This is a genomic window from Nocardiopsis sp. JB363 (assembly GCF_900143625.1).
Lineage (GTDB): Bacteria > Actinomycetota > Actinomycetes > Streptosporangiales > Streptosporangiaceae > Nocardiopsis.
This window is the reverse complement of the sequence record NZ_FRFF01000140.1, coordinates 1-13,379: the sequence shown is the minus strand read 5'-3', so window position 1 is coordinate 13,379 and position 13,379 is coordinate 1. Positions and strand designations below refer to the sequence as shown.

Here is a 13,379-nt window from a genome sequence, read left to right as displayed (position 1 = left end):
CGTGTCTGCCCGGCACCTGGGCCGGATACCCGCGGGGTCGTTGTTGCTCACGCGCGGTGGATCTCCCAGGTTACCGTCGCGGCGGCTCTCCGACCCGTTTTCCACAGGCCGGTTCGTCCGGACCCCTGCCCGTGGTGAGGCCCTGGTCGAAAGGGCTCAGTACTCGAAACCGCGATCGCGGGAGTTGACGCCCAGCACCAATCCCAGGGCGAGCATGTTCCCCATGATGGCGGTGCCGCCATAGGACACGAACGGCAGCGGCAGACCGGTGACCGGCAGGACCCCCAGGCACATACCGATGTTGATCAGTCCCTGGAATCCGAACCAGGTGGCCACTCCCACGCACAGAATGCGCGGGTAGGGCAGGTCGCATCCCAGGGCGACGCGCAGGATCCGCCAGATGACCACGCCCATCAGCACGATGATCACCGCGGCACCGACGAAACCGAGTTCCTCGCCCGCCACGGTGAAGATGAAGTCGGTGTGCTGCTCCGGCACGAACCGGCCGTGGGTCTGTTCGCCCTGGAACAGGCCGGTGCCGTCGAACCCACCGGACCCCACCGCGATGAGGGCCTGCGCGGAGTTGTACCCGGAGCCCTGCGGGTCGGAGGCGGGGTCCATCAGGGTGGCGATGCGGTCGACCTGGTAGGGCTCCAACATGTCGAACCACCACACGGCGAAGGCACCGGCGGCCCCCGCCGCGAGCATGCTCCCCACCCACGCCAGGTGCGCCCCCGACAGGGTGAGCATGCCGAGGAAGATCGCGCACAACACCAGGGTGGTTCCCAGGTCGGGTTGGAGCATGACCAGGGCCAACGGGATCGCCACGAACAGCAGGCACAGCAGCACGTCGCGGCTCATCGGCCGTGTCTCGCCGTCCCGGGGTTCGCCCAGGAAGGTGGCCAGGATCAGGATCAGTCCGACCTTGGCCAGTTCGCTGGGCTGGAACTGGAATCCGGCGATCACGAGCCAGCCCCGCGAGCCGTTGATGACCGCACCCAGTGGGGTGAGCACCAGGATCAGGGCGATGACCGTCACCGCGTAGGCGATGGGCGCGTAGGCGCGCACCGTCCGATAGTCGATCGTCGCCACCACCAGGCACACCACCCACGCCACCCCCAGGTGGGCCAGGTGGCGCAGGAGCGCGTCGACGGAGTCGCGAGGGTCGCCACCGTCACCGGGCAGCGTCGCCGACCACACCAACAACGCCCCGATCACTCCCAGGACGAGCACGGAGACGACGAGGACCCAGTCGAGGCGTCGAGCGTTCCCCGCGGCGTCGGCCGCCCTGCGGCCCAGGTTCCGCCCCCGAGACGTCCCCGCGTACGTGTCCATCAGGGCTCCAGAGGGTCGATGGAACCGTCCGAGCGAACGGTGGGCAGGTCGGAGTGGGGCTTGCCGTCGGGCAGTAGTTCCTTTCCGTCCCCGATCCCGTAGATGGCCTCGTAGATCTCGCCGGCGATGGGCGCGGCCGTCTCGCCACCGGTACCGCCCTGGGAGACCAGGACGGCCACCGCGTACTGCGGATCGTCGGCCGGCGCGTAGGAGGCGAACCAGGACGACACCTGGCGCTGCTCGGCGTCGGCGCTACCGGTCTTGCCCGCTACGGACACCTCGTCCTGCGGGAAGTCGCCGAAGGCGCCGCCACCGGTACCCGTCTTGGTCACCTCGGTCAGCGCCTCCTGCAGGTAGCGAAGGGTCTCGTCGCTGACGGGAAGCTCGCCTTTGACCGTCGGTTCGATGGGTTCCACGTCGGACCCGTCCGCGGAAACCAGGGCCTTGGCCACACGCGGCTCGTACAGGGTGCCGCCGTTGGCGATGGCGGCATAGGCGGAGGCCAGCTGCAACGGGCTGACCAGGACGTCGCCCTGGCCGATGGAGAAGTTGACGGCCTCGTTGGCACGCCACTCGAAACCCTCGACGCAGTGCTCGTGCGCGAGCCGCTGGAGGTAGGAGGCGTGTGCCGGATTGGTCTCGGCGATCTCCGGGTACCCATCGTCGGCACGGGCACAGTTGCCCTCCCGGGTCTCCTCCCAGAAGGTGCGCTTCCACTCGCGGTCGGGGATGCGACCGCCGGTCTCGTAGGGCAGATCCACCCCGGTCGGCGAACCGAACCCGTAGCCGCGGGCCATCTCGGCCATCGCTTCCTTCGGCTCACCGTCGGGGTGCAGGCCACCGTCCTGTTGCCACATCTGGTAGCCGAAGTTGTAGAAGACGGTGTTGCAGGACTTGACGATGGCCTGTTTCAGGCTGATGCTGCCCTGTCCAGCGCCCGCGTAGTTCTCGTAGGACTGCCCGGCCAGGCTGACCGAACCGGGGCAGGAGTAGCTGTCGTGCAGCGAGTAGCCGTTCTCGACCGCCGCCGACATCGACGACACCTTGAAGGTGGAGCCGGGCGGGTAGGTGCCCTGGACGGCTCGGGAAAGCAGAGGTTCGCCCGCTTCCTCGCTGAGGATGTCGTCGAAGGTCTGCTGGTCGATCCCGCCCTGCCAGATACTCGGGTCGTAGGTGGGCAGGCTCGCCATGGCGACGACTCCGCCGTTGGTGACGTCGAGGACCACGGCGGCGCCGGAGTCGGCCCGGTACTTGGGTCGCGCGCCCTCCATGCCTCGGGCGAGCGCCTTCTCGGCGGCCTTCTGCACCTCGACGTCCATGTGGGTGACGATGTGGCGGCCGGCCACGGGCAGTTCGTCGGAGATCACGTCCATGACCTCGCCGTGGTTGTTCACGCCCAGGGTGCGCAGACCGGCGGTGCCGCGCAGTTCCTGGTCATAGACGGCCTCCAGACCGTCGCGGCCCACCTGGTCGATGCCGGTGAACCGGGTGCGCAGTTCCTCTCGTGCGTCGAGTTCCTCCTGGGTGACGGGCTGGAGGTAGCCGAGCATCTGTCCGGCGTGCTCGCCCTGCGGGTACTCGCGCGAGGCCTGGGCCTGGGCGGTGATGCCGGGAAAGTCCTCGGCGCTCTCCATGATCTGCAGTGCCACCTGGCCCTCGATCCCCTCCGCGAGGGTGACGGGCTGGTAGGGCGAACCGGGCCAGCAGGGGCGCTCGACCTCGGGACTGCACAGCCGAACGCGCTGTTGGAGTTCCTCCACGGGGATGTCGAGAACCTCGGCCAGGTTCGTCAGGACCTTCTCACCGCCGTCCTCCATCCCCTGGAGTTCGTGGTAGTCGGCGGAGACGACGAGTTCGGTGCGGTTGTTGACCAGAGGACGGCCGGACGAGTCCAGGATCTGGCCTCGGGTGGCCGGCACGACCAATTGCTGGTGGTGGTTGGCCACGGCGAGCTCACGGTAGTGATCGGCCATGGGCACCTGCAGGTACCACAGGCGGCCCACCAGAGCGGCGAACATGAGCAGCACCATGAACTGAACGAGGAGCAGACCGGCCCGGCCGAGTCTGCGGCCGGGGAGCGTGGGGTCGACGGGCGGCTTGCGCACGATGTCACCACCCGCCTACGGAGATCGGCCCCTGGATGGTCGCGAAGTCCTCCCCGGTGAGCATCCATCGCACGCCCAGGACCGGCAGGGTGACCAACGGGGCGACCAGGGTGGTCGCCAGGGTGCCGATTCCGACGTTGGCGGCCACCGAGCCCACGGTCACGTGGGCGTCGCCCATGACCAGCCCGATGAACGCGTACCCGAGTCCTACGATGAGAGAGCCCGCGACCACGACGCCGAGGGCGGACCACCGAGAGATCCGGCCGCCGGCCGAACCTCCCAGACCGGTGTTGGCACGCAACAGGGCCACCAGGTAGGCGGCCACGCACAACACCAGGGCGTAGCGGCCCATGGGGTGCTCGGCGGGCGGCATGACGTCCATGGCCAGCCCGGCCGCGAAACCGCAACCGGCGGCCGCGGCGGGGCTCGTGGTCAGGGCGACCGCCACGACGGCGGCCAGCACCAGGTCGGGACCCGACCCCCAGTCGAAGGGGAGCCGGTTGACGATGGTGGCCTGGACGAGCACCGCGACGGCCACCATGAGCAGGGTTATGACGGACCTCATTGGTCCCCCTCCGGTTCGGGCTTGGGCGGCAGAAGGGAGTCGCGCGGGTCCTCGGACGGACCCTTGACGACCACTCCCACCACGTCCAGGGCGGCGAAGTCCACCGCCGGGGTGATCCGGGCGATCCGGCTGAGCGCGCCGGGCGCCACCTCTACCTCGTCGACGGTTCCGATGGGCACCCCCGGCACGAAGGGCGCGCCCTCGTGCGAGCCGAGCGTGACCACCCGGTCGCCCTGGTCGATGGGCGCCTCCAGGTCGAACAGTTCCAACGTCATGTCGGCCTCGGGGCCACCGGGAACGCTCCCCCCGGTGATCGCGCCGATCTTGCGGGACTCCTCCAGGCGGGCGCCGACCGAGGAGTTGACGTCGGTGGCGAGTTTGACGGTGGCGGTGCGCGGACCGGCCTCGATGATCCGTCCCACCAGACCGTCGCCGTTGACCACGGTCATGTCCGTTTCGATACCGGAATCCGTGCCGGCGTCCAGGGTCGCGGTGTGCGCGTAGCCGCGCGCGGTGGTGCGGGTGACCGCCTGGGCCGGAACGACCTCGTAGGCGCCGAGGCCGGACAGGTGCAGCATGTCGTCGAGCTTTTCGGCGCGGTGCTCATCGATCCGGGCGGCCTGGAGTTCGGACTCCAGTTCGGCGTTGGCGTCCTCCAGTTCGCCGATGCGGTCGGCCGCCTCCGGACCTGCGCTGAACCCTTCGTGGACACGGACGAACGGCCCGGAGACCAGACCGACACCGGCGGCGACGGGCGCGAAGACCAGTTCGCCACCGCTGCGGGCGATCGAGGTGACCGGATCACCGCTGGGACGCGCGTCGACGACCAGCAGGACCAGAGCGACCGCGACCAGCACCGCGAGGACCAGCCGGGACCGCGTGGTGTCGCTCAGCATGTCAACGCCGCCGTTCCGGGACGAGGACCTGGTGCAGGCGCTCGTAGTTCTCCACGCAGGTGCCGGAGCCGATGGCCACCGAGTCGAGCGCGTTCTCGGCGACGTGGATGGGCATTCCGGTCTCGTGGAGGAGTCGTTCGTCCAGGCCGCGCAGCATCGCGCCGCCCCCGGTCACGGCCACTCCGCGGTCCATGATGTCGCCGGACAGTTCCGGCGGGCACTTGTCGAGGCTGGTGCGGACCGCGTCGATGATCGCGATGACCGGTTCCTCGATGGCCTGGCGCACGTCGGACTCCGACATCACGATGGTCTTGGGCAGACCGCTGACGAGGTCGCGTCCACGCACCTCGGCGTGCAGCTCCTCCGCGCCGGTCGGGTAGGCGGAGCCGATGGCCACCTTGAGCTCTTCGGCGGTGCGCTCCCCGATCATCAGGGAGTACTCCTTCTTGACGAAGGTCATGATCGCCTCGTCGAGCTCGTCACCGCCCACCCGGATGGACTGGGAGGTGACGATGCCACCCATGGAGATGACGGCGACCTCGGTGGTGCCACCGCCGATGTCGACGACCATGTTTCCGGTGGGTTCGTGCACGGGCAGCCCGGCGCCGATCGCGGCGGCCATGGGCTCCTCGATGATGTAGACCCGCCGGGCCCCCGCCTGGTAGCCGGCCTCCTTGACGGCGCGGTGTTCGACGGAGGTGATACCGCTGGGCACCGCGACGATGATGCGGGGCTTGGCGAAGTGGCGGCGGCGGTGGATCTTCTGGATGAAGTAGCGCAGCATTCGCTCGGTGACCTCGAAGTCGGCGATGACGCCGTCCTTGAGCGGTCTGATGGCGGTGATGTTGGAGGGCGTGCGCCCGATCATCTGCTTGGCCTCGATACCGACCGCCACGATCTTGCCGCTCGATGTGTTGAGCGCGACCACAGAAGGCTCGTTCAGTACGATTCCGCGCCCGCGCACGTACACCAATGTGTTGGCGGTACCCAGGTCGACGGCCATGTCCCGGCCTAGAAATGCAAGGTTGTTCGGCATGTAACGTCCTCAGAGGCGCCGTACAGGCGTGGAAGCGCGGACGACCATACGTAGTCGTTCCGGCACGTTATGTATGCAGTCCCCCGTATCGTAACCCTCGGCACTTAGCCCGTTACGCAAACACACCGATTCGTTGCTCCCGCACCGGACATACGGCACGGAGAACACCACCGAACACCCCGGAAACGACGAACGCGCCCCCGAAGGGACGCGTCACGTCGATACTCGTCGGCCCCGAGGGGCCGCGCCGGAACCCTTACAGGTCCGGGAAGAAGAGCTTGATCTCGCGCTCGGCCGAGTAGGTCGAATCCGAACCGTGCACGATGTTCTGCTGCACCTCCAGGGCGAAGTCGCCGCGGATGGTGCCCGGGGACGCCGTCACCGGGTCGGTGGCACCGGCCAGGGCGCGGAAGGCCTCGATGGTGCGCTCACCCTCGACCACCATGGCGACCAGCGGGCCACCGGTGATGAACTCCACCAACGACTCGAAGAACGGACGCTCGGCGTGCTCCTCGTAGTGCGTCTTGGCGGTGTCGGCGTCGAGTGTGCGCAGCTCCATGGCGACCAGGTTCAGACCCTTGCGCTCGATGCGCGAGATGACCTCGCCGACGATGTTGCGGCGGACGCCGTCCGGCTTGATGAGAACGAGAGTGCGCTCCACGTGCGTTTCAACTCCTCACTGGACCCCCGCGCGGCACAGGCGGGGCCGAAGCCCTCGGCGAGGCTGCGCGCGGTGGGGTGTACGGGTGTGCGTCCGGGACCGGGAGATGAGGGATGGCCCGCTCGGCGAGGCCCCTGGACCCGCCCGGACGTGCGTCACACTATCGCGTTTGCGGCCCCGACGACGCGGTGGTCACATCGTCGCCACCGGAACCGCCCTCGTTCTCCAAGGCCTCGGCACGCGCGTCCTGGACCGCTCGCATCTCGTCGGTCCGACGGCCCAGGATCACCCCGGTCACCCACAGGGACACGAACACGATCGCGACCAACAGAGCGCCGCTGACCATGAACGAGCTGAACAGGAAGGCGGCCTGCAGACCCCAGGCGGCGTAGTGCGCCCAGGTGTGCTTCTGCAACCCGGACAGCAGCAGCGCGGCCACGGCCATGCCGCCCCACACCCCGCCGGCGAGGGAGGGGTCCACCCCCTCCAACTGGATGGCGATGGGGATCGCCAGACCGATCACCACGGCCTCGAACACGAGCACTACGGCACAGACTATGCGCACGGCGTTTCCCTTCGTAGGAGCATCGTGTCGCCCGCTAACCGCCGGCGCCGCGCAGCAGGTGCACGGCGTCTCCAGAGGTGACCACGGAACCGGTGACCAGCACACCGACCCCACCGAACTCACCTTCCGCCTCCGCCAGGGCCACGGCCCGGTCGATGGCGTCGTCGAGTCGGGGAGCCATGTGCACCCGGTCCTCACCGAAGATCTCTTCGGCGAGCACGGCCAGCCTCTCCGGTTCGAGGGAACGCGGCGAGGAATTACGGGTGACGACGATCTCGTCGAGCAGTGGTTCCAGGGGATCCAGAATCCCCTCGACGTCCTTGTCGGCCATGATGGCCACCACACCGATCAGCCGGGAGAAGGTGAAGGCCTCCTCCACCGCGGCGACGGTGGCGGTCATACCGGCCGGGTTGTGTGCGGCGTCGGCGATGACGGTCGGGCTGGTGCGCACGACCTCCAGACGCCCGGGTGCCTCCAGCTCCGCGAAAGCCTCGACGACGATCCCGGGATCGAGCCCGATGGCGTCCTCGGATGCGGAGAAGGCCTCGACGGCGGCGATGGCGACGGCGGCGTTGCCGGCCTGGTACTCGCCGAACAGCGGCAGGAAGAGGTTGTCGTAGGTCCCGGTGAGGCCCTTGATGACGAGCTGCTGACCGCCGACGGCCACCTCACGGGAGGTCACCCCGAACTCCAGGCCCTCACGTGCGACGGTCGCGCCGACCTCGGCGGCGTGCCGGAGCAGGACCTCCGCGGCGGGCAGCGGCTGCTGCGCGACCACCGCGACGGAGTCGGGTTTGATGATGCCCGCCTTCTCCTCGGCGATGCCGTCGAGGGTGTCGGGCAGGTACTCGGTGTGGTCGATTCCGATGGGTGTCACCACCGCGACGTCTCCATCGACGACGTTGGTGGCGTCCCAGGTGCCGCCCATGCCGACCTCCACCACGGCGACGTCCACGGGGGCGTCGGCGAAGACGGCGTAGGCCATGACGGTGAGGACCTCGAAGAACGACAGCGGTGCGTCGTTCATCGAGTCCGCCATCTCGATGTAGGGGCGGATATCGTCGTAGGCCTCGACGAACTGCTCTTGGGAGACGGGCTCACCGTCGACGACGATGCGTTCGCGCATCGTCCGCAGGTGCGGGCTGGTGTAGCGGCCCACGCGCAGGCCCCGTCCGCGTACCAGGGCGTCGATCATGCGCGCCGTGGACGTCTTGCCGTTGGTCCCGGTGACGTGGATGACCCGGAAGTTGCGCTGCGGATCGCCCAGGAGGTCCAGGATGGAACGGACCCGATCCAGGCGTGGATCGATGTCGGTCTCCGGGGTGCGGGAGAGGATCTGCGTGGTGACCTCGGCGTAGCGCTCATCGGCGCTTTCGCCGCTCACGGGGTCTCGTTGATCGGGGTGTACACCCGCGTCAGTGTACGCGGCCCCACCTGGGCTCGGGCTCGGGGTCGACCGTGCGAAGCCCGACGTCACCGCGACCATACTTGGGGTATGCCAAGCCTTGACCCCTTCTTCTCCGAGTGGGCCGGTCGCGCCCCCGGACAGGCCCGGAGCCTGGACCGGGCGACCGCCCTGCTGACGGCCCTGGGCCTGTCCGGCGAGCGCGCCCCGGTGCTGGGGGTGGTGGGTTCCAAGGGCAAGGGCAGCACGGCGACCGTGGCCGCGGCGACCCTGTCCGCCGCCGGGGCGCGCACGGTCCTGGTGACCGGGCCGAGTTTTCGGGGGTACCGCGAACGTGTGCGGGTGAACGGGACCTCCGTCACCGACGCCGAATTGGACGCCTTGGGCGCGGAGATCGAGAACGCCCGGGCGGCTCTCCCCGGACACGGGGGTTACCTGGCCCCGAGCGGGTTGTTCCTGGTCGCGGGCCTGCTCAAGGCCCGGGAGATCGGCGCCGACTTCTGCGTCCTGGAGGCCGGTATGGGTGGTCACCGGGACGAGCTGCGTCTGGTCGGCCCCGAGGTCGTGGCACTTGGCATGGTCTTTGCCGAACACGTGGGCGTTCTCGGCGATACCGTGACCGAGATCGCCCGGGAGAAGACCCGGGTGGCCGGTGATCGCACCCGGGCCCTGCTCTCTCTGCCGCAGAACCCCGAGGTCTCCCCCGTCATCGAGCGAACCCTCGCCGAGGTCACCGCCGGCCGTGTCTCCCCCGAGATCGTCGACCCGGATCTCCCCGGTTCAGAGCCGCCTCCGGCCCTCCGTCCCCCGGGCCTGTCGGCCGCCTCGGGCGTCCTGGGCGTGGCCGCGGGGGCCCGCGCGCTCGAACTCCTGGGCCACGATCCCGCCCCCACCGACCGTCTGCACCGTGTCTTGGGGACCCTGAACCTGCCCGCTCGGTTGTCCGAGCACCCCGTGCCCGGCAGCACGACCGCCCGAGCGTTGGTGGACTCGGCCATCGACCGTGTGGGAGTGGCGACCGCCCTCGCACGGGCCCACGCCCGCTGGGGCGGTGTCGACCACGTGTTGCTGTGCCTGCCGGACCACAAGGACGTCTCCGGCGCCATCGGCGCCCTCGGTGGAACTCCGGTCACCGCCGTGCGCCTGCCCGAGGCCCACCTGCGCTTCGACCACGACCTGCCCGCCCACTGGGACCGGGTCGACGCCGAGAGGCTCACCCCGGCCTTCGTCGCGTCCCTGGGCGACCGTGTCCTGGCCCTGGGCACCGTCTACTTCACCGGCCGTATGACCGAGGTCCTGGACGCCCCCACCGACCGACTCTTCGACTGACATTTTCGAGCGGGCTCTGACACGAGTGCGGGGTGGGGGAACGTTCCCCCACCCCGTGTCCTCGTCTTGTCAGCGGATCAGCGGCCGGGTCGGTAGCTCGGTTGGGTCTGCGGGTTGAACTCGTCGTAGGTGACGCGTTCGGCCGGACGCAGACGCGGATCGGTCAGTTCGAGGACGTCCAGGCCCCGGCGCATGTCCGAGGAGTAGACGTGGCCGTTGTAGTAGTAGGCCGACCAGGAGCTGCCGTTCTCGATGTCGGGGTCGATGCGGTCGTCCGGGTCCCAGTGGCCGATCTCGCGGGGGTTCTTCGGGTCGTTGAAGTCGATCACCGAGACACCGCCCTGGTACCAGGCCTGCACGAAGTAGTTCTGGCCGGGCACCGGGATCAGGGAACCGTTGTGCGCCACGCACACCTGCTCGTCGCCCTGGTGGCGTTCCAGCTTGTAGTAGGACTCGAAGTCCAAGGTGGCGTCGGTGCCCTCACCGTCCAGGGTGAAGATGGCGTTCGCGCCGCGTTCCGGGCCGATCTCCTCGGTGCAGGTGGCCGCGCCACCGCCGCCGAGTTCGTCGGTGAAGATCACCGTGCCGGCGTCGTTGGTGAAGGTCGCCGAGTGCCAGAACGCGAAGTTCTCGTCCTGGACGACCTCGGTCACGACCGGCTCGACCGGGTCGGAGATGTCCATGAGGACGCCGTCGCCCATACAGGCGCCCGCGGCCAGGTCCTTCTCCGGGAAGGCCGTGATGTCGTGGCAGCCCTCGGTGGGACGCAACAGACCATCCTGGTCGTGGTTGCCACCGTCAGGGAAGAGCACGGGCTCGCTGACGAGCGCGGCCGAGGCCGGATCGTCCAACGGCACCTCGATGACGGAGATCTTGTCGTGCGGCGGCTGACAGTTCGGGAACTCCTCCGCCGGGGCGTAGGAGGACACGTACACGTATTCGCGCTCGTCGTCACCGGGCACGAGGGTGAGGGTGTGCGAACCGCAGTCGGTGCGCACGGCCGCCACGTACTCGGGGTTCGCCTTGTCGGAGATGTCGAAGACGCGCACACCCTCGAACCCGTCCGGGTCGGTCACCGGAACCGCGGGGGCGCCGCACTCGTCGCTCGCGTTGGGATAGTCCACGGCGAAGTACACCAGGTCGCCGCTGACCGACAGGTCTCCCTGGCCACCCGGGCACAGGACCTCGGAGACGATCTCCGGGTCGGCCGGCTCGGAGACGTCGTAGATGACGAACCCGTCGTAGTTGCCGCCGATGACGTAGTCACCGGTGAAGGCCATGTCCGAGTTGGTGTTACTGACCGCCTCGGGCTTGGGCAGATTGGCGATGTGCTCGACGTTCTCGCTGGTGACGTCGTCGGAGGGCGGGGGATCGGTCTGGGCGCTCGCCGGGCCGAGCAGCCCTGCGAGCAGGGTCGCCGCCGCGGTGAGGGCGACGACGGTCGATCGTCGAAGTCCTCCGCGTCTCGGGGAAGCTGCGGGCATGCTTTCTCCTGTTGGTCGCATAGAGGGCGGGGGCTGTATGCGGCGGGGCCGCGGCGAACGCCGCGGCCCCTGGACCTCCCGTTTGCCCTGACTCCCCAGGAGGAGCCACCGGGAGGGATTCGTGGGGTCGGTCAGCGGCCGGGTCGGTAGCTCGGCTGCGACTGGGGGTTGAACTCGTCGTAGGTGACGCGTTCGGCGGAACGCAGACGCGGGTCGTCGATCTTCAGGACGTCCAGTCCACGGGTGATGTCGGAGGAGTACACGTAGCCGTTGTAGTAGTACGCCGACCAGGAGCCGCCGAGGACGAGCTGATCGTCGTCGATCGGGTCACGGTCGAAGTGGCCGATCTCGCGGGGGTTCTTCGGGTCGTTGAAGTCGATCACCGAGACACCGCCCTGGTACCAGGCCTGCACGAAGAAGTCCTGGCCCGGGACCGGGATGAGCGAGCCGTTGTGGGCGACGCAGTTCTCGGTGGCGGTCTGCACACGCGGGAGCTTGTAGTAGCTCTCGAAGGTGAGTTCGGGGTCGTCGTCGGTGCCGCCGATGGTGTAGATGGCGTTGGCGCCGCGCTCCTCCCCGTACTCGTCGGTGCAGATGGCGCCGCCGCCCCCGCCGAGCTCGTCGGTGAAGATCACGGTGCTCGCGTCGTTGGTGAAGGTCGCCGAGTGCCAGAACGCGAAGTTCTCGTCCTGGACGACGTCGGTCACCACGGGGTGGGCCGGATCGGAGGTGTCCATGAGGATGCCGTCGCCCATGCAGGCACCGGCGGCCAGGTCGATCTCCGGGTAGGCGGTGATGTCGTGGCAGCCGGTGGTCCCGGCGTTGCCGCCGTCGGGGAACAGGATCGGCTCGTTGACCAGGGCGGCCTCGGACGGTGCGTCGATGGGGATCTCGACGATGGAGATCTTGTCGTGCGGCGGCTGACAGTTCGGGAAGTTCGCGTTGGGCGAGTAGGAGGACACGTACAGGTAGTCGTGTTCGCCGTCCTTGCCCGGGACGAGGGTGTGGGTGTGCGAACCGCAGTCGGTGCGCACGGCCGCCACGTACTCGGGGTTCGCCTTGTCGGAGACGTCGAAGACACGAATGCCCTCGAACCCGTCCGGGTCGGTCACCGGAACCGCGGGGGCGCCGCACTCGTCGCTCGCGCGCGGGTAGTCGACGGAGAAGTACACCAGGTCGCCGCTGACCGACAGGTCTCCCTGGCCACCCGGGCACAGGACCTCGGAGACCACCTCGGGGGCCTCCGGTTCGGAGATGTCGTAGATGACGAAGCCGTTGTAGTTGCCGCCGATGGCGTAGTCACCGGTGAAGGCCAGGTCCGAGTTGTAGTCGTCCATCGCCTCGGACTTGGGGAGGTTGGCGACGTGGGAGACGTTGGGGCTGGTCTCCGCGTCGCTTTCGAAGGGGGTGGTGTCGGCGGCCGCACCGGCGGGGCCGAGAAGGCCCACGGTCAGGAGCGCGGTCGCGGTGAGGGCGACACCGGTGAGTGCTCTGCGGTGAAGCGGGCGCCTTGCACGGGGGTGGGCGGGGGATGACGCCATACGTACTCCTGATTCCTCATGGAGCGAAACAGAAAGAACGTACACAGTTCAACATCAATATGTACAGAGGGAAGCAGAACAAACATGGCCCTTGACACGGTGTCGATCCGTCCCGCTCCCGCTACGCACGGTGTCTGGTCGATCGGTCGATACCGAGGGCCGCCGGGGCACCGCGCCCCTCCCCCGCCCGCGGACGGCCGAAGGAGCGGTACGGCGGGTCACCTCCGACGGTGACGTCTTCCTGTCCTCGGGGACACACGATCGTGGCCACCACGGACATCACCACGAACCCGCCGGACGCGCTTCCACACCGGCGAAGCCCGCCGGACACGACCGAACGAAGACGCGTCCCGCACTGGACAAAACACCCACGGAGTGAGTAGCTGTCTCTTATACACAACAGACGCTGCCGACGAATAGAGAGGTGTAGATCTCGGTGGTCGCCGTATCATTAAAA

At 68.6% G+C, this 13,379-nt stretch carries 11 protein-coding genes; 1 reads left to right on the top strand and 10 read right to left on the bottom strand.

The features are described 5' to 3' along the window. Window positions 1-156 precede the first annotated feature (156 nt). The 8 genes from rodA to BQ8420_RS22415 form a co-directional block, all read right to left on the bottom strand. Entirely contained in the window at window positions 157-1,335 is a 1,179-nt protein-coding gene (gene rodA / locus BQ8420_RS22450; protein ID WP_087101146.1) for a rod shape-determining protein RodA, read from the bottom strand. Beyond that, entirely contained in the window at window positions 1,335-3,440 is a 2,106-nt protein-coding gene (mrdA, locus tag BQ8420_RS22445) for a penicillin-binding protein 2 (protein WP_087101145.1), read from the bottom strand. The genes rodA and mrdA overlap by 1 nt, the downstream gene beginning before the upstream one ends. A gap of 4 nt (window positions 3,441-3,444) precedes the next feature. After that, a complete protein-coding gene (gene mreD / locus BQ8420_RS22440) occupies window positions 3,445-4,005 on the bottom strand; it encodes a rod shape-determining protein MreD (protein WP_087101144.1) in 561 nt (186 codons plus the stop codon). Continuing rightward, window positions 4,002-4,901: a rod shape-determining protein MreC gene (gene mreC / locus BQ8420_RS22435; RefSeq protein WP_087101143.1), complete on the bottom strand. Its 900-nt coding sequence runs from the start codon at window positions 4,899-4,901 to the stop codon at window positions 4,002-4,004. The genes mreD and mreC overlap by 4 nt, the downstream gene beginning before the upstream one ends. A gap of 1 nt (window position 4,902) precedes the next feature. Next, window positions 4,903-5,937, bottom strand: a complete 1,035-nt coding sequence (locus tag BQ8420_RS22430) for a rod shape-determining protein (RefSeq protein ID WP_087101142.1) — start codon at window positions 5,935-5,937, stop codon at window positions 4,903-4,905. A gap of 256 nt (window positions 5,938-6,193) precedes the next feature. Then, complete coding sequence (ndk, locus tag BQ8420_RS22425; protein WP_087101141.1) at window positions 6,194-6,598, bottom strand: nucleoside-diphosphate kinase; 405 nt, start codon at window positions 6,596-6,598, stop codon at window positions 6,194-6,196. A 160-nt stretch (window positions 6,599-6,758) separates the two neighbouring features. Then, a complete protein-coding gene (locus BQ8420_RS22420) occupies window positions 6,759-7,163 on the bottom strand; it encodes a DUF4233 domain-containing protein (RefSeq protein ID WP_087101140.1) in 405 nt (134 codons plus the stop codon). 34 nt (window positions 7,164-7,197) lie between these two features. After that, window positions 7,198-8,547 carry a folylpolyglutamate synthase/dihydrofolate synthase family protein gene (locus BQ8420_RS22415; protein WP_087101139.1) on the bottom strand — a complete coding sequence of 450 codons (1,350 nt, stop codon included), beginning with the start codon at window positions 8,545-8,547 and terminating at the stop codon, window positions 7,198-7,200. A 111-nt stretch (window positions 8,548-8,658) separates the two neighbouring features. Here BQ8420_RS22415 and BQ8420_RS22410 point away from each other — a divergent pair, with 111 nt between their 5' ends. After that, window positions 8,659-9,897, top strand: coding sequence for a hypothetical protein (locus tag BQ8420_RS22410; RefSeq protein WP_087101138.1), 1,239 nt, complete (start codon window positions 8,659-8,661; stop codon window positions 9,895-9,897). Between the two features lie 77 nt (window positions 9,898-9,974). On the opposite strand, the gene BQ8420_RS22405 is transcribed toward BQ8420_RS22410, so the two are convergent. Together BQ8420_RS22405 and BQ8420_RS22400 are read right to left on the bottom strand one after the other, a co-directional pair. Then, on the bottom strand, window positions 9,975-11,381 hold the full coding sequence (locus tag BQ8420_RS22405; RefSeq protein WP_087101137.1) for an LVIVD repeat-containing protein: 1,407 nt from the start codon (window positions 11,379-11,381) through the stop codon (window positions 9,975-9,977). A gap of 131 nt (window positions 11,382-11,512) precedes the next feature. Continuing rightward, complete coding sequence (locus BQ8420_RS22400; protein ID WP_087101136.1) at window positions 11,513-12,922, bottom strand: LVIVD repeat-containing protein; 1,410 nt, start codon at window positions 12,920-12,922, stop codon at window positions 11,513-11,515. Window positions 12,923-13,379: the final 457 nt, after the last annotated feature.

Excerpts from the sequence above, each read along its gene's own strand:
- mreD (WP_087101144.1), bottom strand. The coding sequence starts at position 4,005 with ATGAGGTCCGTCATAACCCTGCTCATGGTGGCCGTCGCGGTGCTCGTC.
- BQ8420_RS22410 (WP_087101138.1), top strand. The coding sequence starts at position 8,659 with ATGCCAAGCCTTGACCCCTTCTTCTCCGAGTGGGCCGGTCGCGCCCCC.
- BQ8420_RS22430 (WP_087101142.1), bottom strand. The coding sequence starts at position 5,937 with ATGCCGAACAACCTTGCATTTCTAGGCCGGGACATGGCCGTCGACCTG.
- BQ8420_RS22405 (WP_087101137.1), bottom strand. The coding sequence starts at position 11,381 with ATGCCCGCAGCTTCCCCGAGACGCGGAGGACTTCGACGATCGACCGTC.
- mreC (WP_087101143.1), bottom strand. The coding sequence starts at position 4,901 with ATGCTGAGCGACACCACGCGGTCCCGGCTGGTCCTCGCGGTGCTGGTC.
- BQ8420_RS22400 (WP_087101136.1), bottom strand. The coding sequence starts at position 12,922 with ATGGCGTCATCCCCCGCCCACCCCCGTGCAAGGCGCCCGCTTCACCGC.
- rodA (WP_087101146.1), bottom strand. The coding sequence starts at position 1,335 with ATGGACACGTACGCGGGGACGTCTCGGGGGCGGAACCTGGGCCGCAGG.